This is a genomic window from Azospirillum halopraeferens DSM 3675 (assembly GCF_000429625.1).
Taxonomy (GTDB): Bacteria; Pseudomonadota; Alphaproteobacteria; order Azospirillales; family Azospirillaceae; genus Azospirillum; species Azospirillum halopraeferens.
Genome location: NZ_AUCF01000010.1, coordinates 131,232 through 149,020, shown reverse-complemented (window position 1 = coordinate 149,020; position 17,789 = coordinate 131,232). Strand labels below are relative to the sequence as shown.

18 protein-coding genes are annotated in these 17,789 nt (G+C 70.4%); 5 read left to right on the top strand and 13 right to left on the bottom strand.

Features of this window, described 5'->3' with window-relative positions; genetic code table 11:
- Positions 1 to 54: 54 nt before the first annotated feature.
- Positions 55 to 3,342: an efflux RND transporter permease subunit gene (locus tag G472_RS0111320; protein WP_029008492.1), complete on the bottom strand. Its 3,288-nt coding sequence runs from the start codon at positions 3,340 to 3,342 to the stop codon at positions 55 to 57.
- A 23-nt stretch (positions 3,343 to 3,365) separates the two neighbouring features.
- Positions 3,366 to 4,409, bottom strand: coding sequence for an efflux RND transporter periplasmic adaptor subunit (locus tag G472_RS0111315; RefSeq protein ID WP_051340697.1), 1,044 nt, complete (start codon positions 4,407 to 4,409; stop codon positions 3,366 to 3,368).
- A gap of 73 nt (positions 4,410 to 4,482) precedes the next feature.
- On the opposite strand from G472_RS0111315, the gene G472_RS0111310 reads away from it, so the two are divergent.
- Positions 4,483 to 4,806, top strand: coding sequence for an ArsR/SmtB family transcription factor (locus tag G472_RS0111310; protein WP_029008490.1), 324 nt, complete (start codon positions 4,483 to 4,485; stop codon positions 4,804 to 4,806).
- A gap of 18 nt (positions 4,807 to 4,824) precedes the next feature.
- On the top strand, positions 4,825 to 5,028 hold the full coding sequence (locus G472_RS0111305) for a YgaP family membrane protein (RefSeq protein WP_029008489.1): 204 nt from the start codon (positions 4,825 to 4,827) through the stop codon (positions 5,026 to 5,028).
- Here the strand turns inward: G472_RS0111305 and G472_RS0111300 are convergent.
- The 4 genes from G472_RS0111300 to pdxH all read right to left on the bottom strand — a co-directional run bounded on the left by G472_RS0111300 (position 5,025) and on the right by pdxH (position 8,585).
- Positions 5,025 to 6,329 (bottom strand): methyl-accepting chemotaxis protein, encoded by a 1,305-nt coding sequence (locus tag G472_RS0111300; protein ID WP_029008488.1) that lies wholly within the window; start codon positions 6,327 to 6,329, stop codon positions 5,025 to 5,027. The genes G472_RS0111305 and G472_RS0111300 overlap by 4 nt on opposite strands.
- Positions 6,304 to 6,828 (bottom strand): PAS domain-containing protein, encoded by a 525-nt coding sequence (locus G472_RS0111295; protein WP_029008487.1) that lies wholly within the window; start codon positions 6,826 to 6,828, stop codon positions 6,304 to 6,306. The genes G472_RS0111300 and G472_RS0111295 overlap by 26 nt, the downstream gene beginning before the upstream one ends.
- A gap of 187 nt (positions 6,829 to 7,015) precedes the next feature.
- Positions 7,016 to 7,936: a cation diffusion facilitator family transporter gene (locus tag G472_RS0111290; RefSeq protein WP_051340695.1), complete on the bottom strand. Its 921-nt coding sequence runs from the start codon at positions 7,934 to 7,936 to the stop codon at positions 7,016 to 7,018.
- Positions 7,937 to 7,979: 43 nt separating this feature from the next.
- On the bottom strand, positions 7,980 to 8,585 hold the full coding sequence (pdxH, locus tag G472_RS0111285; protein WP_035692091.1) for a pyridoxamine 5'-phosphate oxidase: 606 nt from the start codon (positions 8,583 to 8,585) through the stop codon (positions 7,980 to 7,982).
- Between the two features lie 142 nt (positions 8,586 to 8,727).
- On the opposite strand from pdxH, the gene G472_RS0111280 reads away from it, so the two are divergent.
- A complete protein-coding gene (locus G472_RS0111280) occupies positions 8,728 to 9,195 on the top strand; it encodes an RT0821/Lpp0805 family surface protein (RefSeq protein WP_029008484.1) in 468 nt (155 codons plus the stop codon).
- Between the two features lie 60 nt (positions 9,196 to 9,255).
- On the top strand, positions 9,256 to 10,221 hold the full coding sequence (locus G472_RS0111275) for a DnaJ C-terminal domain-containing protein (RefSeq protein WP_035692089.1): 966 nt from the start codon (positions 9,256 to 9,258) through the stop codon (positions 10,219 to 10,221).
- 13 nt (positions 10,222 to 10,234) lie between these two features.
- Here G472_RS0111275 and G472_RS0111270 read toward each other — a convergent pair whose 3' ends face one another.
- Entirely contained in the window at positions 10,235 to 10,798 is a 564-nt protein-coding gene (locus G472_RS0111270; protein ID WP_029008482.1) for a manganese efflux pump MntP, read from the bottom strand.
- Between the two features lie 197 nt (positions 10,799 to 10,995).
- On the opposite strand from G472_RS0111270, the gene G472_RS0111265 reads away from it, so the two are divergent.
- On the top strand, positions 10,996 to 11,586 hold the full coding sequence (locus tag G472_RS0111265) for a hypothetical protein (RefSeq protein WP_029008481.1): 591 nt from the start codon (positions 10,996 to 10,998) through the stop codon (positions 11,584 to 11,586).
- Between the two features lie 11 nt (positions 11,587 to 11,597).
- Here G472_RS0111265 and G472_RS0111260 read toward each other — a convergent pair whose 3' ends face one another.
- From G472_RS0111260 to G472_RS0111235, 6 genes are all read right to left on the bottom strand, one after another.
- On the bottom strand, positions 11,598 to 12,461 hold the full coding sequence (locus G472_RS0111260) for a dienelactone hydrolase family protein (RefSeq protein ID WP_029008480.1): 864 nt from the start codon (positions 12,459 to 12,461) through the stop codon (positions 11,598 to 11,600).
- 94 nt (positions 12,462 to 12,555) lie between these two features.
- Positions 12,556 to 13,242, bottom strand: coding sequence for an ABC transporter ATP-binding protein (locus tag G472_RS0111255; RefSeq protein ID WP_029008479.1), 687 nt, complete (start codon positions 13,240 to 13,242; stop codon positions 12,556 to 12,558).
- Positions 13,235 to 14,485: a lipoprotein-releasing ABC transporter permease subunit gene (locus tag G472_RS0111250; protein WP_029008478.1), complete on the bottom strand. Its 1,251-nt coding sequence runs from the start codon at positions 14,483 to 14,485 to the stop codon at positions 13,235 to 13,237. Before G472_RS0111250 ends, G472_RS0111255 begins: the two co-directional genes overlap by 8 nt.
- 132 nt (positions 14,486 to 14,617) lie before the next feature.
- Complete coding sequence (gene proS, locus G472_RS0111245; protein ID WP_029008477.1) at positions 14,618 to 15,928, bottom strand: proline--tRNA ligase; 1,311 nt, start codon at positions 15,926 to 15,928, stop codon at positions 14,618 to 14,620.
- A 92-nt stretch (positions 15,929 to 16,020) separates the two neighbouring features.
- Entirely contained in the window at positions 16,021 to 16,425 is a 405-nt protein-coding gene (locus G472_RS32580) for a hypothetical protein (protein WP_029008476.1), read from the bottom strand.
- Complete coding sequence (locus tag G472_RS0111235; RefSeq protein WP_035692023.1) at positions 16,403 to 17,296, bottom strand: hypothetical protein; 894 nt, start codon at positions 17,294 to 17,296, stop codon at positions 16,403 to 16,405. The genes G472_RS32580 and G472_RS0111235 overlap by 23 nt, the downstream gene beginning before the upstream one ends.
- Positions 17,297 to 17,789: the final 493 nt, after the last annotated feature.

The window sequence follows — 17,789 nt, the reverse complement described above, 5'->3', positions numbered from 1 at the left end:
GTGAATGACCGCCTCCCCCCTGTAACATTCGCGGCCGGCCCGCACGGACGGCGATCAGGCGGCCGTCCCGGCGCTGACCGGCGGTGCCGCCGCATCGCCGGGCCGTTCATCGTCGCGCAGCACCACGTAGATGGCGGGTATCACCAGCACGGTGAGCAGCGTCGAACTCATCAACCCGAACAGCAGCGAGATGGCCAGCCCCTGGAAGATCGGGTCGGTCAGGATGAAGGCGGCCCCGATCATCGCTGCCAGCGCCGTCAGCAGGATCGGCTTGAAGCGGATCGCCCCGGCCTCGATGACCGCACGGCGGACCGGCACCCCCCGTTCCCGCAGGTGGCGGACGAAGTCCACCAGCAGGATGGAGTTCCGCACGATGATGCCGGCCAGGGCGATGAAGCCGATCATCGAAGTGGCGGTGAACGCCGCCCCGAACATCCAGTGCCCGGCGACGATGCCGATCAGCGTCAGCGGCACCGGCACCAGGATCACCAGGGGCAGCTTGAAGCTGCCGAACTGACCCACCACCAGCAGGTAGATGCCGAGGATGGCCACGGCGAACGCCGCACCCATGTCGCGGAAGGTGACGTAGGTGATCTCCCACTCCCCGTCCCACAGCAGCGAGACGACGGACTCGTCCTCCGGCTGGCCGTACAGGCTGATCGCGGGCGGACCGTCCAGACCGAAGCGGGACCAGTCCATGGCCCCGATGCGCTCGGTCACCGCCAGCATGCCGTAGATCGGCGCCTCGTAGGCGCCGGCCAGCTCGCCCATCACCATCTCGGCGAAGCGGCCGTCGCGGCGGAACAGCGGGAAGGACGCCGGTTCCCGGGTGACGCGGACGAGGTCGCCCAGCTCCGCCGTGCCGTCGCGCCCCGGCACCGGCGTGGCCATCAGCCGCTCGCTGAGGTGCAGGTCGGATTCCGGCAGCCGCACCGCGATCTCCACGGGGTCAAGCCCGGCGCCGCGGTGGGAGTAGCCCACCGGCACGCCCCCCATCAGGGCGCGCAAGGTGTCGTAGACCGCCTCCTCCTCGACCCCGAAGAACTCCAGGTTGTCCTGGTTGAGGGCGAAGCGCAGCCGCTCCGCCGGCCGGCCGAAACTGTCGTCGGTATCGACGACGAAGGGCACCGCTTCGAAGGCCGCGCGCACCTGCGCCGCCACGGCGCGGCGGGTTTCCGCGTCGGGGCCGTACACCTCCGCCAGCAGGGTGGCCAGCACCGGCGGCCCCGGCGGCACCTCGACCACCTTCACCGCCGTGCCCTCGGGGAAGGACAGGGCTGCCAGCCGCTCCCGCACCTCCAGCGCCACCGTATGGCCCGCGCGGGCGCGGTCGTGCCGGGGGGCCAGGTTGACCTGAAGGTCGCCCAGCTCCGGCTGGTCGCGCAGGTAGTAGTGGCGCACCAGCCCGTTGAAGGTGAAGGGCGCGGAGGTGCCGGCGTAGACCTGGATGTGGGCCAGCTCCGGCAGGTCGGCCAGGGCGCGGGCGGCGGCGAGCAGGGCCCGCTCGGTGTCCTCCACCGACGCGCCTTCGGGCAGGTCCATCACCACCTGCAGTTCCGACTTGTCGTCGAAGGGCAGAAGCTTGACCGCGACGTCGCGGGTGTAGAATGGCACCATGGACACCAGGGTGGCCACGCCGACCGTCAGAAGAAACAGCCATGCCCGCGCCCGGGTCGCCACCAGCGGCGTCGCCACCGCGCGGTAGGCGCCGGCCAGCCAGCCCCCGGACCCGTGCCCGTCATGGCCGTCATGGCCGGCGGGACTGTCGCGACCGCCGTGGCCGGCGGGGCCCGTCTCTCCGGCACCGCCGCCGGGGCGCAGCTTCACCATCAGCCAGGGCGTCAGCACCATGGCGACGAAGAAGCTGAACAGCATGGCCGCCGACGCGTTGGCCGGGATGGGGCTCATGTACGGACCCATCAGACCGGACACGAACATCATCGGCAGCAGCGCCGCGATCACCGTCAGGGTGGCGATGATGGTGGGATTGCCGACCTCGGCCACCGCCTCGATGGCGGCGCGCACGCGCGGGCGGCCGTCGTTCATGGACCAGTGGCGGTCGATGTTCTCCACCACCACGATGGCGTCGTCCACCAGGATGCCGATGGAGAAGATCAGGGCGAACAGGCTGACGCGGTTGATGGTGTACCCCATCAGCCACGAGGCGAAGAGGGTGAGCAGGATGGTGGTGGGGATGACCACGAAGGTCACCACCCCCTCGCGCCAGCCGATGGCGGCGGTGACCAGGATGACGATGGACACCGTGGCCAGCGCCAGGTGGAACAGCAGCTCGTTGGCCTTCTCGTTGGCCGTCTCGCCGTAGTTGCGGGTGACCACCACCTCCACCTCCGCCGGCAGCAGGCGGTGGCGCACCAGTTCCAGCCGGTCCAGCACCGCCCCGGCGATGGTGACGGCGTTGGCCCCGGCCCGCTTGGCCAGCGCCAGGGTGACCGCCGGCACGGCGGTCAGCCCGCCCTGCCCATCCGGCACCATGTGCCAGACCCGCCGGTCCGGCGGGGCCGCCCCGACCACCACGTTGGCCACGTCCTTCACATAGACCGGCCGGCCGTCGCGGGCGGTGAGCAGCAGCAGGCCGATGTCGGGCACGCCCTGCAGGGTCTGGCCGGCCACGGCGGTGCGCATCCCGCCGTCCGCCCGCACCGGGCCCAGCACGAAGGAGCGGTTGGCGTTGGCCACCTTGTCGACGAGCTGGTTGAGGGTGATGCCGTACAGGGAGAGGCGTTCCGGATCCGGCTCGACGCGGATCTGGTCGGGCCGGCCGCCGACCGTGTAGGTCAGGCCCACGTCGTCGACCTTGATCAGTTCCGACAGAAGCTCGTCGGCGACGGCGTGCAGCGCGTTGTCGTCCCAGCGCGCCGCCGCGTCGGGCCGGGGGGCCAGGGTCAGCGTCAGGATGGCCACGTCGTTGATGCCGCGCCCGACGATCAGCGGTTCGGGAATGCCCAGCGGGATGCGGCCCATGTTGGCGCGGATCTTCTCGTGCACCCGCAGGATGGCGTCGTCGGAGTCCGTGCCGACGTCGAAGCGCGCGGTGACGATGACGCGGTCGTCGGAGGTCTGGCTGTAGGTGTGTTCGACGGCGTCGATGCCCTTGACGATCTCTTCCAGGGGCTTGGTGACCAGTTCGACCGCGTCCTCCGCCTTCAGCCCGTCGGCCCGGACGTGGATGTCCACCATGGGGACGGAGATCTGCGGCTCCTCCTCGCGCGCCAGGCCGTTCAGGGCGACCAGCCCCACCACGATGGAGGCGAGCAGCAGCAGCGGCGTCAGCGGCGAGCGGATGAAGGTGCGCGTCAGCACACCGGACAGGCCCGGGGACATGGCGGTCTCCTTCTTCAGGGTCGTTACGGACGGACCACGACGTCACCGGGCCGCAACCCGGACAGGATCTCCACCCCGCCGACGCCGCCGGGGGTGGCCGGCAGCGCCCGGCCGGTCTGCACGACGGTGCGGGTGCCGTCGTCCAGCGTCACCATCTCCAGCCCGAACCGGCGCTCCACATACCCCTCCGGCAGCACCAGCGCCGGCCGCGTCCCGGTGGCCACGAAGACCCGCACCCGCTCGCCGACGAAGTAGTCGCCAAGGCCGGCGACCTCCACGTCGGCCACCACGCTGCCCCGCTCCAGCTCCGGATAGACCCGATGGACGGTGCCGGCGCCCAGGTGCTCCGCCCCGCCGTCCGGCCCGCCGCCGAGGCCCCGCGCACCGACCAGCACCGCATCGCCGGCGCGGATGAAGCGGGCGTGGCGTTCCGGCAGGTGCAGGCGCAGCACGTAACGGTCGGTGGCGATGACCGCAACCGGCTCGCCCGCCATCACCACGCTGCCTTCCACCACCTTGACCGCGAGCACCCGCCCGTCCGACGGCGCCGGCACCGCCCCCTCGGCAAGCTGCTGTTCGAGCACCGACCGCTCCGCCTGCGCGGCGGCGACCTGGGCCACCAGCACGTCCAGCGCGGTCTGCGCATCGTCCAGCCGGGCCTGTGACCCGGTGCCGCTGGCGCGCAGGGAGCGGGCCCGCTCCATCTCCACCTCGGCCTGGCGGCGCTGGGCGTCGAGGGACCGCAGCCGGGCGTCCAGGGCCGTGAGCTGCAGGGTCAGCTTGGGGTCCTCAACGGTGGCGAGCACCCGCCCGCCCTCCACCCGGTCCCCCTCCACCACGTCGAGCGCGCGGACGGTGCCGGTGATTCGCGCTCGCGCCGTCGCCTGGCGCACGCTTTCCACCGTGGCGAAGACGGCCTTCAGGTCGTCGACGTCACGGCGCTCCACGGTGGCGCGACCCTCGGCGGCGGCGGCATGCCCCGGTACGAGGGCGAGCGCCAGGGCCATCAGCAGGGCCAGTGCCGGGGCACCGGACAGGGGTCGGAACGGGACGGTGGGGTCGGTCATCTCGAAGCTCCCTCGAGCGGAGGGTCAGGGTTTCCGCTTGACCCATATATTCATTGTTGCTAATTTAGCAAGCATGAATATCGCGGAGCTGGAACGCAACGCCTGGAAGGCGGCTCGGCTTCTGAGGGCGATGGGCAACGAACGCCGCCTGATGATCCTCTGCCAACTGGAGGCCGGCGAAAAGACGGTGGGCGAATTGGCCGCACTCGTCGGGCTGAGCCAATCGGCCCTGTCGCAGCACCTGGCACGGCTCAGGGCGGACGGGCTGGTGGCGACACGCCGGACGGCGCGGACCATCCACTATTCGCTGGCCAGCACGGACGTGGAGGCGCTGATCGGCGTTCTCTCCGGCCTTTACTGCGTGCCGGCCCCCGGCTCCGCCGATGACACCCCCTGACTCCGGAGTCCCTGCCCCATGTCAATCGACCGCATCATGTTCGCCTTCGCCGGGACCATGATCCTGCTCAGCGTCGCACTGTCGCAGGTGCACAGCGTCTACTGGCTCTACCTGACCGCCTTCGTCGGCCTGAACATGCTGCAGGCCGCCTTCACCGGCTTCTGCCCGGCGGCGATGATCCTGAAGAAGCTGGGCGCCAAGCCGGGCGTGGCGTTCAACTAAGCAGCACCCTGCACCGCCCGCAGGCCGGCGATGAACGCGTCGATCTGGCCGTCCAGGGCTTCGGCCTGACGGGCCAGATCGGCCGTGGCGGCGGCAATGCCGTTGACCGCCGCGTCGGTCTGCTCGGCGGCGCGGTGCACCGTGCCGATCGCCGCGGTGACGGCCCCGGCACCCGACGCCGCCTCGCCCGCGCTGCGGGTGATGTCGGCGGTCACGCTCGTCTGCTGCTGCACCGCCCCGGCCACCGCCGCCGACGTCTGCCCGATCCGGCCGATGGTGTCGCCGATGGCGCGCAGGGCCGTGCCGGCATCGTCGGCGACGGCGCGCATGCGGCGGACATGGGTGGCGATTTCCGCGGTGGCGAGGGCCGTCCGGTTGGCCAGTCCCTTGACCTCGTTGGCGACGACGGCGAAGCCCCTGCCCGCCTCGCCGGCCCTTGCGGCCTCGATGGTCGCGTTCAGCGCCAGCAGGTTGGTACGGGCGGCGATCTCCTCGATCAGTTCCACCACGTCACCGATGCGCCCGGCCGCCTCCGACAGTTCGGCGACGGTGCCGTCGGTGCGCCCGGCCAGCGCCGCGGCGTCGCCCGTGATGGCGGTGGCGGCCACGGTTTGCCGGTCCACCTCTCCGAAGGACGCGTGGAGCCGGTCGGCGGCGGCGGCCACCGCCTGCGCGCTGGACATCGCCTGCCGGGCGCCCGCCGCCGCGGTCATGGCGTCGTGGACGGCGGCCCCCGCGTTGTCGGCAAGACGCGCGGCGTTGTCACGCAGGCGGGCGACGGCGCCGCTCACCGTCCGGTGGACGCCGCGGACGTTCTCCTCCGCGAAGCGGATGGCCTCGTCGTCGCGGGCGCGCATCTGCTCCAGCGCGCCGCTGATGGTGGCGGCATGACGGGCGAAGTCGCCGCGCAGGCCGGTGGCCAGGATGGTGCGGTGGTAGCGCCGGGCGCAGGCGCTCTGCATGGCCGCGTCGGCCTCCTTGCAAAACGCCTCCGTCAGGTCGAGCAGGCGGTTGATGTTGCGCAGCAGGCGCCCGATGTCGCCATGGCCGCGGATGCCGAGCACCCGCGCCGAGAGATCGCCGCGCGCCGCCGCCTCGCAGACGGCCGCGGCCCGGGCGATGCTCCGCCCGGTGCGGCGCAGGGCCAGCAGGGCGCCGGCCAGCACCCCCAGCACGACCACGGCCGGCACCGCCGACAGCCAGTCCTGCCGCGCCACGGCGATCAGCACCAGCGCGCCGGCCGGGGCAACGCCGCACCACAGCGCGAGGACGGCCCTAGAGACCGAGGACAAACCGGTCATAACCCATGCCCTCCCCTTGCAGCACCTCGTCAAGCAGGCGGGCGGAGGCGGCCATGCCCGCCTCGCCGTCCCCCGCGGCGATCTCAGCCGCTCGCAACCGGCCATAAAGGGCGTCGACACGCTCAACCGCCGCGCGCCGGGGGGCCCGGCGGCTGGAGTGGTAGCCGGCGATCGTGCCGTCCGCCGCCAGGTTCGGCGTCACGTGGGCGAGCACCCAGTAATGGTCGCCGTTGCTGGCGCGGTTGTTGACATAGGCGAAGATCTCCCGTCCCTCCCGCACCGTCCGCCACATCAGGCGGAAGACCGTGCGGGGCATGGCGGGATGGCGGATGATGTTGTGGGGCCGGCCGATGAGGTCATCCTCGGTGTAACCGGCCACCATGAGGAAGACGTCGTTGACGTAGGTGAGGCGGCCCTGCGGATCGGTCTTGCTGACGATGATCTCGTCGGGCGGAAAGGTCCGCTCCCGGCCGCTCAGGCTCAGCGCGGTTGGCTTCAAGGTCCGCTCCCTTCGGCGTTCGAGCACCAATGAAGAGCAGCGACCTAGCAGGAAGCGTGCCATAACCCGGAAACGGCTTGAATGCGGGATTCCCGATCCGTCACGCCCTCCGGATCGACAGGGCATTGTCACACCGACGACAGAACGGCGGTCGCCTTGGTCCGGTATCCGACACGGGAAGCCCCCGTCAGCGCAGCGCGCCGATGCGGTTGTCGAGCCGTTCGTCCTGCAAACCGGCGGGTTCCTGGTGGATCAGCACCTCGCAACTGGGGAAGGCGCCCACCAGCGTGCGCTCGATGGCATCGGCGATGTCATGGGCCTGGACCACGCTGATGAGGGGATCGACCTCCAGGTGGAACTCGATGAAGATCCCGGTTCCGGTGCTGCGGGTGCGCAGGTCGTGAAGGCCCAGCGCGCCGTCGTGGGCCAGCACCATGGCGGCGATGCGGTCACGCTCCGCGCCCTCCAGTTCACGGTCCATCAGCACCGCAAGCGCCTGCCGCGCCACCCCCCGCGCGCCGTGCAGCAGGAAGGCGGCGATGGCCAGGCCGGCCAGCGGGTCGATGGCGGCGACCCCGGTCAGCATGGTCAACAGGAGCGCCGCGATCACCGCCGAGTTCATCAGCAGGTCGCCGGCGTAGTGCAGGCGGTCGGCACCGATGGCGATCGACCCGGTCCGCGCCACCACGTGCCGCTGAAAGGTGATGAGGCCGAAGGTGAGCACGATGGACAGCACCATCACGGCGATGCCCACTCCGCCCTGCGAGATCGGTTCGGGATAGATCAGGCGGCGGACCGCCTCGATCGACAGGAACAGGGCGGACCCGCTGATGAACGCCGCCTGGGCCAGGGCGGCCAGCGCCTCCGCCTTGCCGTGGCCGTAGCGGTGCATCAGGTCGGGCGGCTTCAGGGCGTGGCGGACCGCGAGCAGGGTCACCAGGGAGGCCAGCAGGTCGGTCGAGGAATCGATCAGCGACGACAGGATGCTGACCGATTCGGTGATCAGATAGGCGCCGAGCTTGGCGATGATCAGCGCCAGCGCCACCGACACGCTGGCGTAGGTGGCGCGGCGGCGCAGCCGTTCGATCGCGCCGGCGTCGTGGGTCACCCCCGCTCCTTTCCGGTTTTCCGCCACGCTGCGTGCTCCGTCGTCAGGGGAAGAGGCGTTCGGTGGTCCAGCCGTCCGGTGCCGCCGGGTCGCGCACGTACAGGATGCGCTCGTGCAGGCGGAAGGGCTTGTCGGTCCAGAACTCGATCCGACGCGGCACGATGCGGAACCCGGTCCAATGGGGCGGGCGCGGCACCGTGCCGACGGCGAACCGTGCGACGTACTGCGCCACCCGCTTCTCCAGGTCCCAGCGCCCCTCCATGGGGCGCGATTGCTGCGACGCCCAGGCGCCGATGCGGCTGTCGCGGTGTCGGCTGGCGAAATAGGCGTCGGCCTCGGCGTCGCTGACCCGTTCCGCCGCACCCTCGACCCGCACCTGCCGCTTCAGCGACTTCCAGTGAAAGCACAGCGCCGCGTTGGGGTTGGCGCCGAGCTGCTCGCCCTTGCGGCTTTCGGTGTTGGTGTAGAAGACGAAGCCGGCAGCATCGAACCCCTTGAGCAGCACCATGCGCACGGACGGCAAGCCGGCGGCATCGGCCGTGGCCAGCGCCATGGCGTTGGGATCGTTGGGCTCGCTGCGTTCCGCCTCGGCCATCCAGGCGGCGAACAGTGCAAAGGGGTCTTCCGTCGCGTCGGCCATGGTCGCCATCATTCCGTCGTCGTTGCCCGCGCCGAACACCGCGCGCCGCGGCGTCGTCGCAATTCACAGATAGCACAGGTTGGACTATACCGGTGGTTCAAGGCGCGCACGGCAGACGCGCCCCCGGATTCCGTCTCCTGAGGCTCGCACGATGATCACCAAACCCTACGTCGTTACCGCCCTCGCGGCGGCCCTCCTGCTCGCCGGCTGCCAGTCCGCTCCCAAGGAGACGGCGGGCACCGTCAGCGGCGCCATCGTCGGCGGCGTCATCGGCTCCCAGTTCGGGGGCGGGACCGGCCAGCTCGTCGCGACGGGCGTCGGCACGCTGCTCGGCGCCTACATCGGCAAGGAGATCGGCGCCTCCCTCGACCGCGCCGACCAGACCTACGCCACCCAGGCGGCGCAGCGCGCCTATGCCGCACCGGTGGGCCAGCAGATCGCCTGGAACAACCCCCAGACGGGCCATTCCGGCACCGTCACCTCGACGCGCGACGGCTACAGCAACCGTGGCGAGTACTGCCGGGAGTACCAGCAGACGGTGACCGTTGGCGGCCGCACGGAGATGGCGTTCGGAACCGCTTGCAAACAGCCGGACGGTACGTGGAAGATCATGAATTGACGTTCCTTCAGCCTGCGAGCCCCACGTAGCGGGGCGGGATGGATTTGCTTCGTGGCCACCATGCGCGACCCCTACCACGTTCTCGGCGTTCAGCGGACGGCCGGCGCCGAGGAGATCAAGAAGGCCTATCGCAAGCTTGCCAAGGAATACCATCCCGACCTGAAGCCCGGGCACGCCGGCAACGAGGAACGGTTCAAGGAGATCTCGGCCGCCTACACCCTGCTGTCCGACCCGGCCAAGCGGGCCCGGTTCGATCGCGGCGAGATCGATGCCGACGGCGGCGAGCGTCCCTTCAGCCACCGGTCCCACGGGCCGCGAACCCGCGGGGCCGGAGCCGGGGCCGGAGCGGACGATGCCGGCTTCGGCTTCGGCGACGACTGGTTCTCGGACCTGTTCGGACGCCGGCGCGGCGGCGCGGCGGGGACCAAATCCACCGGCGGGCGCACCGGTGCCGCGGGCGACGGGACGGCGTCCGGCCCCAAGGCCCGCGGCACCGACATCGCCTATTCCGTGACCGTCTCGTTCCTGGAAGCGGCGGTCGGCGCCAAGCGGCGAATCAGCCTGTCCAACGGCAAGAGCCTGGACGTCACCATCCCGCCGGGCACCGAGGACGAGCAGAAGCTGCGCCTGAAGGGCCAGGGGCTGGGTGGGATGGGCGGAGCCGCGGCGGGCGACGCCATCATCGAGGTGCACGTCGAACCCCATCCCCACTTCACCCGCCAGGACGGCGACATCCACCTGGAGTTGCCGGTGACCCTGAACGAGGCGATCCTGGGCGCCACCATCCGCGTTCCCACGGTCGCCGGGACCGTGGCGGTGAAGGTGCCGCCGGGGTCCAACACCGGCTCCGTCCTGCGTCTGCGCGGCAAGGGAGTGGTGTCCCAGAAGACCAAGCAGACCGGCGACCAGTACGTGAAGCTGAAGGTGATGCTGCCCGAGCCGCCCGACGCCGAACTGGTCAAGTTCATGGAGGAATGGGCGGTCAAGCGCAGCTACGACGTGCGCAAGAAGGCCGGGCTGGAGTAGGCGATCGCGGCGATCAGAGGATCGTGTGCTCCACCAGGATCTTGACACCGATGGCGATCAGGCCGAGGCCGCCGATCAGTTCGGCGCGGCGGCCCAGTGCGGGCCCGGCGGCGCGGCCCACCAGAACGCCGCCCGCCGCCATGCCGAAGGTCACCGCACCGATCAGCAGGCACACCGCCAGGATGTCCACCTCCACCACCGCCAGCGAGACCCCGACGGCGGCCGCGTCGATGCTGGTGGCAAACGCCGTGCAGAACAGGGCCGCGTAGCCGGGCTCGGCGCGGCGCGGCGCGTCGGCGCCATCCTCGTCGAGGCTCTCCATCACCATCTTGCCGCCCACCGCCAGCAGCAGCAGGAAGGCGATCCAGTGGTCGACCGCGTGGACGGCGGCGGCGAAGGTCAGCCCCAGCGCGAAGCCGATCAGCGGGGTGGCGAGTTGCACCGCCCCGAACACGGCCCCCACGCGCACCGCCGCCAGGATGCCGGGCCGCCGCAACACCGCGCCCGTCCCCAGCGCCGCGGCGAAGGAGTCCATCGATAGGCTCATGGCCAGGAGGAGTGCGGTGGCAAGCGTCATGGAGGCGGGTCCGGAAAAAGTGTGCGCACGCTAACAGAGCACCGGTGGCCCTTCAACCCGCAGCGACCGTTTGCCCCACCCCGTTCGGTTTCGCCGGCCACCCCCCGGAGGCGCAGCGCCGGGCGGAGGCTTCGCATACTTCTTTCGTTGGTGTAAAAAGCGTCACTGTCCTTCGGAATCCGCCCGAGAGCACACCCATGCGACACCTCCGCGCCCCGAGCCTGACGGCCCTCCGCGCCCCGAGCCTGACGGCCCTCCTCGCCACCCTGGCGCTGGCGGCCTGCCAGACGCCGCCCGACGCCCCGCCCGCTCCGGCCGCGCAGCCCGCCGCCGTACCCGCGGCGCCCGAGGAGCCGACCCGCGTGCTGGGCGAGCGCAACGACTGGGTGATCGAGTTCCACGAGGCCGGCGCCGACGGCCGCCCCTTCTGCAAGGCATGGCGGCCCGGCGTGCGCGGGGCGCGGCTGGTGTTCGTCGCCGGCGCCGAGGACTCCGGCTTCCGCCTGTCCGGCGTGGGACCGCGTCGGCCGACGGACGGCCCCTTGCGCCTTCAGGCGGTGTTCGACGATGGCGAACGGGTCGCCTTCCGGGCCCTGGTGGAACCGGGCCCGTCGCTGACGGTCAGCTTTCCCACCGCCCGCTACGACGACGAGGTTCACGCCTTCGCACGCGCCCTGCGGGTCGAGTTCCGCGGCCCCGGCGGCGCCCTCGCCGGCTTCGACCTGACCGGCACCAACTGGGCGCTCAACGCCCTGGACGAGTGCCGGCGCCTGCACGCCGGCACCTGACGTCCGCCGGCTCAGCCCGCCGCCAGACGGTCCTTCAGGAAGGCGACGGTGCGCTGCCACGCCAGCGTGGCGGCGGCCTCGTCGTAGCGCTCGGCGGAGGTGTCGTTGTTGAAGGCGTGATTGACGCCCTCGTACATGTGCAGCGTGTGGTCGACGCCGGCGGCCTTCAGCGCGGTCTCATAGGCCGGCACGCCGGCGTTGATGCGCTCGTCCAGCCCGGCGTAGTGCAGCAGCAGCGGTGCCTTGATGGACGCCGCCTGCGCCGGTTCGGGGGATGGGCCGTAATAGACCACACCGGCGTCCAGGCCCGGTTCGGCGACGGCAAGCTGGTTGACCATGCCGCCGCCCCAGCAGAACCCCACGGCGCCGACCTTGCCGTTGCCCCCGTCATGGCCTTCGAGGAACGCCGTCATCGCCCGGAGGTCGGCCACCACCGCATCGCGCTGAAGCTGGCCGATCAGATCGCGCGCCCGGTCGGGGTCGTCGGGGGTGCCGCCCAGCGGCGTCAGCAGATCGGGGGCCAGCGCCAGGAAACCGTCCCTGGCAAAGCGCCGGGCGACGTCCCGGATGTGCGGGTTGAGGCCGCGGTTCTCGTGGATAACGATCACCGCCGGCGACCGGCCGCCGCCCGCGGGCCGCGCGAGGTAGCCCCGCAGGGTCCCGGCGCCGCCGGGATGGTCGATCATCCCCGCCGTGATGGCCGGATCGTCTTCGGCCACCATCGCCGCCATGGCGTAGTTCGGCTCGATCACCCGCAACACCGCCGGCACCGCCGCCGCACCGCCGACCAGGACGGTGAGCCGCTCCAGGAACACCCGCCGCGGCAGCGGCTTGTGGGTGTACTCGTCGTAGAGGTCGATGATCCGCTGGTCCATTGTTCACCCTCCCGGTCGATCATTGTGCCGGAGAGTGTGCCGCGGACCGCCGCCGCGCACCATTCGCAATTGCGTGAGCGGCGGCCGCACCACCCTATCGGTGCTCGACCAGCACCCCGTCGCGCAGCTCCAGCACCCGGTCCATGCGCTTGGCCAGGTCGAGGTTGTGGGTGGCCACCAGGGCGCCGACGCGTTCGCGCCGCACCAGGTCGGTCAGCAGGCCGAACACCGCCTCGGCGGTGTGGGGATCGAGGTTTCCGGTGGGCTCGTCGGCGATCAGCAGACCGGGCCGGTTGGCCAGGGCGCGGGCAATGGCGACGCGCTGCTGCTCGCCGCCCGACAGGCGGGCCGGGCGGTGGCCGGCGCGGGCCGCCAGCCCGACGGCCGCCAGCAGTTCTCCGGCCCGCACCGCCGCCTGCCCCCGGGTGACGCCGGCGACCATCTGGGGCAGCACGATGTTCTCCAGCGCCGAGAACTCGGGCAGCAGGTGGTGGAACTGATAGACGAAGCCGATGCAGCGGCGGCGCAGCGCCGTGCGCTTGTCGTCGTCGAGGCGGGCCGCGTCGGTGCCGCCGATGCGCACCGATCCGCCGTCCGGCCGCTCCAGCAGACCGGCGATGTGCAGAAGGGTCGACTTCCCCGCCCCCGACGGGCCGACCAGCCCGACCAGTTCCCCCGGCCGCACGGCCAGGGCGGCGCCGCGCAGCACCTCCAGCCTGGTGCCCGCCTGCTCGAACACCCGCACCACGCCGGACAGCTCCAGCATCGCTGCCTCACTCATAGCGCAGGGCCTCCACCGGGTCGAGGCGGGCCGCCCGCCAGGACGGGTAGAGGGTGGCGCCGATCGACAGGGCCAGGGCCATGGCCGCCACCTGCACCACCTCGCCCCAGTCGATCTTCGCCGGAAGCTGCGACAGGAAATAGATCTCGGCCGAGAAGAGTTCGGTGCCCGACAGGGTCTGGATGAACTGCCGGATGCTCTCGATGTTCAGGGCGAAGGCAATGCCCAGCCCCAGGCCGGCCACCGTGCCGACGACGCCGATGGAGGCGCCGGACAGGAAGAAGATGCGCATGATCATGCCGCGCGTCGCTCCCATGGTGCGCAGGATGGCGATGTCGCGGCCCTTGTCCTTCACCAGCATGATCATCGAGGAGATGATGTTGAACGCGGCGACCATGATGATCAGGGACAGGATCAGGAACATCACGTTCCGCTCCACCTGCAACGCCGTGTAGAAGCTGGCGTTCGACTGCTGCCAGTCGATGACGCGGCCGATCCCCGCGACCGTCGGCAGGATGGCGGAGCGCGCCGCGGCGATCTGCGTCGGGTCGCGGACGAACACCTCCAGCGAGGTGACGGCATCCTCACCGGTGCGGAAGAAGATCTGCGCCTGGTCGAGCGGCATGAACACGAAGGCGTTGTCGTATTCGAACATGCCCACGTCGAAGATGGCGCCGATGGGAAAGCTGCGCATGCGCGGCACCGTGCCGAAGGCGGTGGCGTTGCCCTGCGGCGCGATCAGCGTCAACTGGTCGCCCACCGACAGACCCAGGCGCTGGGCCATGCGGATGCCGATGGCGATGCGGTCCTCGTCATAGGCGCCGACGGAGCCCAGCACAATGGCCGACGCCAGAGTCGACCGGTCGCGGAAATCCTCGGGACGCACGCCCCGCACGACGGCGCCCGAGGCGGTGCCGCGCACCGACACCAGCGCCTGCCCCTCCACCGTCGGCGTCACCTGCACCACGCCGGGGGCGGCGCGCAACCGGTCCGCCAGCGTGTCGAAATCGTCCAGCGGCCCGCCCTGCGCCGAATAGACGTTGAGGTGGCCGTTGAGCCCCAGCACCCGGCCCAGCAGCTCCGCCCGGAAGCCGTTCATCACCGCCATCACGATGATCAGGGTCGCCACCCCCAGCGCGATGCCGAGCAGCGAGAACCCCGCGATGACGGAGATGAACCCCTCCTGCCGGCGGGCGCGCAGGTAGCGCATCGCCACCATGCGTTCGAAAGCGGAAAAGATCATGGGGGCTGGGTCCGGGACGGAACGACGGGAAGCGTGGTCCGCACCATAGGGGCCGATGGTGGCAAAAGAAAGGGAGCACTGCCGCCGCGGCCGGCCGGGCGCTCAACCGGTGCCGGCCGCGGGGTCGCAGGATCAGGCGATCAGCTTCGCCAGCGCCGCCTCGACGGACAGCTCCTCGCGCGCACCGGTGGCGCGGCGCTTCAGCTCCACCGTGCCGTTCTTCAGGCCGCGGGGGCCGACCACGAGGTGCCAGGGCAGGCCGATCAGGTCCATGTCGGCGAACTTCACGCCCGGCCGCTCGTCCCGGTCGTCGTACAGCACGTCGACGCCGGATGCCCCCAGCCCGGCGTAGAGGTCGCCGCACACCCGGTCGGTTTCCGCGTCGCCGGGCTTCAGGTTGATCAGCCCGACCTTGAAGGGCGCCACCGCGTCCGGCCAGATGATGCCGTTCTCGTCGTGGCTGGCCTCGATGATGGCGGCCACCAGCCGCGACACGCCGATGCCGTAGCTGCCCATCTCCACGAGCACGGGCTCGCCGTCCGGGCCGGCGACGGCGGCGTTCATGGGCTTGGAATACTTGGTGCCGAAGTAGAAGATGTGGCCGACCTCGATGCCGCGGGCGGACACCAGGTCCTTGGGCGTCGAGGGGTCGTCGGCGTCGTGCTTCTCGTCGGTCGCGGCGTAGATCGACGTGAAGCGGTCGAAGAACGCCTGCAGATCGTCGCCGTGATTCGGCGCTTCGGCGAGGACGTCGAGGTCGAGCCACTGCTTGTCGCAGAACACGCCGCTTTCGCCCGTCTCGGCCAGAATGATGAACTCGTGGCTGAGATCGCCGCCGATGGGGCCGGTGTCGGCGCGCATGGGGATCGCCTTCAGCCCCATGCGGGCGAAGGTGCGCAGATAGGCCAGGAACATGGCCTGATAGGACCGCTTGGCCCCGGCCGCGTCGATATCGAAGGAATAGGCGTCCTTCATCAGGAACTCGCGGCCGCGCATGACCCCGAAGCGGGGGCGGATCTCGTCCCGGAACTTCCACTGGATGTGGTAGAGGTTGAGGGGAAGCTGCCGGTAGCTCTTCACGAAGGTGCGGAAGATGTCGGTGATCATCTCCTCGTTCGTGGGACCGTAGAGCATCTCGCGCTCATGACGGTCGGTGATGCGCAGCATCTCCTTGCCGTAATCGTCATAACGCCCGCTCTCCCGCCACAGATCGGCCGACTGGATGGTCGGCATCAGCACCTCCTGGGCACCGGCGGCGTCCTGCTCCTCGCGCACGATCTGCTCGATCCGGCGCAGCACCCGCCAGCCCAGCGGCAGCCAGGAATAGATCCCGGCGCTGGTCTGCCGGATCATGCCGGCCCGCAGCATCAGCCGGTGCGAGACGATCTGCGCCTCGGTGGGGGTTTCCTTCAGGGTCGGCAGGAAAAAGGCGGACATCCGCATGGGGTGCACTCTCGCTGGGTCGGGGCCGGAACGATGCCGGTGCAACGGAAAGCCGGACTTTAGGAAGGAGTGGCCGCCGTGTCCACCGCGGTTCACCGTCGCGGGCCGCACAGAGCGTAGAGGCGGTCGGCGTCGGCGCCGCCCAGCGGCTGGCCGTTGAAGCTGAGCCGCCCGCCCTCGACCACCAGCCGGCCGATCTCGGTCCCCGGCGGCAGGACGGAGGGGGGAACCGCCACGCCGGCACGGCGCAGGAAGGCCAGGCTGACCGGGATCTCGAACCGGTCCGGGCGGGGCGCCGCCCCGGCCGAGCCCGGCAGGTCGGCGGGGGCCACGGGGTGTCCGTGCACGTCGACGCCCGGCGTGAACTCCACATCCGGCGCGGGGCGGTGCGCCGTCAGCCATTGGCATTCCGCGTCGCCGGCCGCGGCCGGAACCGGCAGCGCCACCGCCAGCGCCAGCACGACGAGGGCGGCATCAATCCTGCGGCATGACGGCATGGGACATCGCCTTCCAGTAGAGGGTGAGATAGGGCATGCCGCGCTCCGCCTCTTCCTGGGTGCGGGCGGACTGGCGGATGTACTTTCCCACGAACGCCTTGTTGACGTGCTCGAAATCGACAGCCGCCTTCAGCACGAGGAACTCGCCGATGCGGTCGGGCAGGTTGAACTGCCATTTCTGCAGGGCATCGGACAGAACGCCGGCCTTGGCCTGCTCATGCCCGGTCAGCTCGAACTCCTGGCGGTGATACTGCGCCAGTTCCTTGGTCGCAGCAAGGACGCGCGCCGGCTTCACCCGCACCAGCCCCTTGAACACCTTGATGTCGTCGTGGAACAGGGGCAGGAAGCCCTTCTTTTCCGCCAACTGGTTCAGCATGGTGTAGAGCCCGGCCATGACCGGGCCATCCCCGTCCCCATCGCCGTTCGACGGGCGCGGATCCGGCGCGCCGCGGGACCGGCGGCCGAACAGGGCGCTGAGGAAACCTTTCTTGCGCTCGGGCTGGGCGGACGCGGAGGAGGCGCTGGCCTTGCGCTCGTCCCACAGAGCATCCCAGGCATAGTCCCAGGAGGTGAAGACCGCATTGGATCGGTCGTCCAGCACGGTCAGCAGGTATTCCCGCCCTTCCCTGGTCCAGTCCACGTCGCCCATGATGGCACGCACCGGCCGCCGGCTCAGCACCACGGGAAAGATGCCGACCCGCACCACCTCGGCGTAGATGTCGATGAAGGATGGAGTCTGAGCAAACGGCAGGGGCGCACAGGCCTGCCGTTCGGGCACCAGCAGTTCCAGCGTCTTCTTCGTTCGTTCGAGCAGCTCGGTCTGCAGGACCGCCGCGAATTGCTCGAATCGCTCCGTCTCGTTCGCGGTCATGCACGCCTCAATCCTGGTCGCCCCCGGCAAGGGAGCGACGGCACCGGTCCGCCCTCCACGACGCACAGCCACCACCGTCGGCGCTCCGGAGCACCGGGGTCGGGCCTATCGAATTTGCCGTAACTTTCAAAGCGGTGCCCTTAAGAAAATCCTAAGGAGGATAATCTTTCCGGAGCAACCTTCGGCATATCCGGACACCCCCGGAGACCCTATCCCATTCCGCTGTGCCCGGCCACCACGACCACAAAGAAAAGGGCCGCGAAGCGTCAGCCGCGCGGCCCGAGTCAAGGGAGGAATCGCCACCAGGCGTCGGTCAGAGAGTACAAACCCTCGTCACCATGTAAGTGTGCGACTGTACTCCGAACAAGGCAAGACCAATTTGGAAGCACCCCCTTCACTCAACCAAAGTTTTTCTATTTTTGCCTGATCATAGGGCATTAGCTCAAAGACAAGGCGCAGTTTTGCCGATTCAATAGGCAATCCGGTGAGGCAT

Coding starts and splice junctions, on each gene's coding strand:
- G472_RS0111320 (WP_029008492.1), bottom strand. CDS start 3,342: ATGTCCCCGGGCCTGTCCGGTGTGCTGACGCGCACCTTCATCCGCTCG.
- G472_RS0111315 (WP_051340697.1), bottom strand. CDS start 4,409: ATGACCGACCCCACCGTCCCGTTCCGACCCCTGTCCGGTGCCCCGGCA.
- G472_RS0111310 (WP_029008490.1), top strand. CDS start 4,483: ATGAATATCGCGGAGCTGGAACGCAACGCCTGGAAGGCGGCTCGGCTT.
- G472_RS0111305 (WP_029008489.1), top strand. CDS start 4,825: ATGTCAATCGACCGCATCATGTTCGCCTTCGCCGGGACCATGATCCTG.
- G472_RS0111300 (WP_029008488.1), bottom strand. CDS start 6,329: ATGACCGGTTTGTCCTCGGTCTCTAGGGCCGTCCTCGCGCTGTGGTGC.
- pdxH (WP_035692091.1), bottom strand. CDS start 8,585: ATGGCGACCATGGCCGACGCGACGGAAGACCCCTTTGCACTGTTCGCC.
- G472_RS0111280 (WP_029008484.1), top strand. CDS start 8,728: ATGATCACCAAACCCTACGTCGTTACCGCCCTCGCGGCGGCCCTCCTG.
- G472_RS0111275 (WP_035692089.1), top strand. CDS start 9,256: ATGCGCGACCCCTACCACGTTCTCGGCGTTCAGCGGACGGCCGGCGCC.
- G472_RS0111270 (WP_029008482.1), bottom strand. CDS start 10,798: ATGACGCTTGCCACCGCACTCCTCCTGGCCATGAGCCTATCGATGGAC.
- G472_RS0111265 (WP_029008481.1), top strand. CDS start 10,996: ATGCGACACCTCCGCGCCCCGAGCCTGACGGCCCTCCGCGCCCCGAGC.
- G472_RS0111260 (WP_029008480.1), bottom strand. CDS start 12,461: ATGGACCAGCGGATCATCGACCTCTACGACGAGTACACCCACAAGCCG.
- G472_RS0111255 (WP_029008479.1), bottom strand. CDS start 13,242: ATGAGTGAGGCAGCGATGCTGGAGCTGTCCGGCGTGGTGCGGGTGTTC.
- G472_RS0111250 (WP_029008478.1), bottom strand. CDS start 14,485: ATGATCTTTTCCGCTTTCGAACGCATGGTGGCGATGCGCTACCTGCGC.
- proS (WP_029008477.1), bottom strand. CDS start 15,928: ATGCGGATGTCCGCCTTTTTCCTGCCGACCCTGAAGGAAACCCCCACC.
- G472_RS32580 (WP_029008476.1), bottom strand. CDS start 16,425: ATGCCGTCATGCCGCAGGATTGATGCCGCCCTCGTCGTGCTGGCGCTG.
- G472_RS0111235 (WP_035692023.1), bottom strand. CDS start 17,296: ATGACCGCGAACGAGACGGAGCGATTCGAGCAATTCGCGGCGGTCCTG.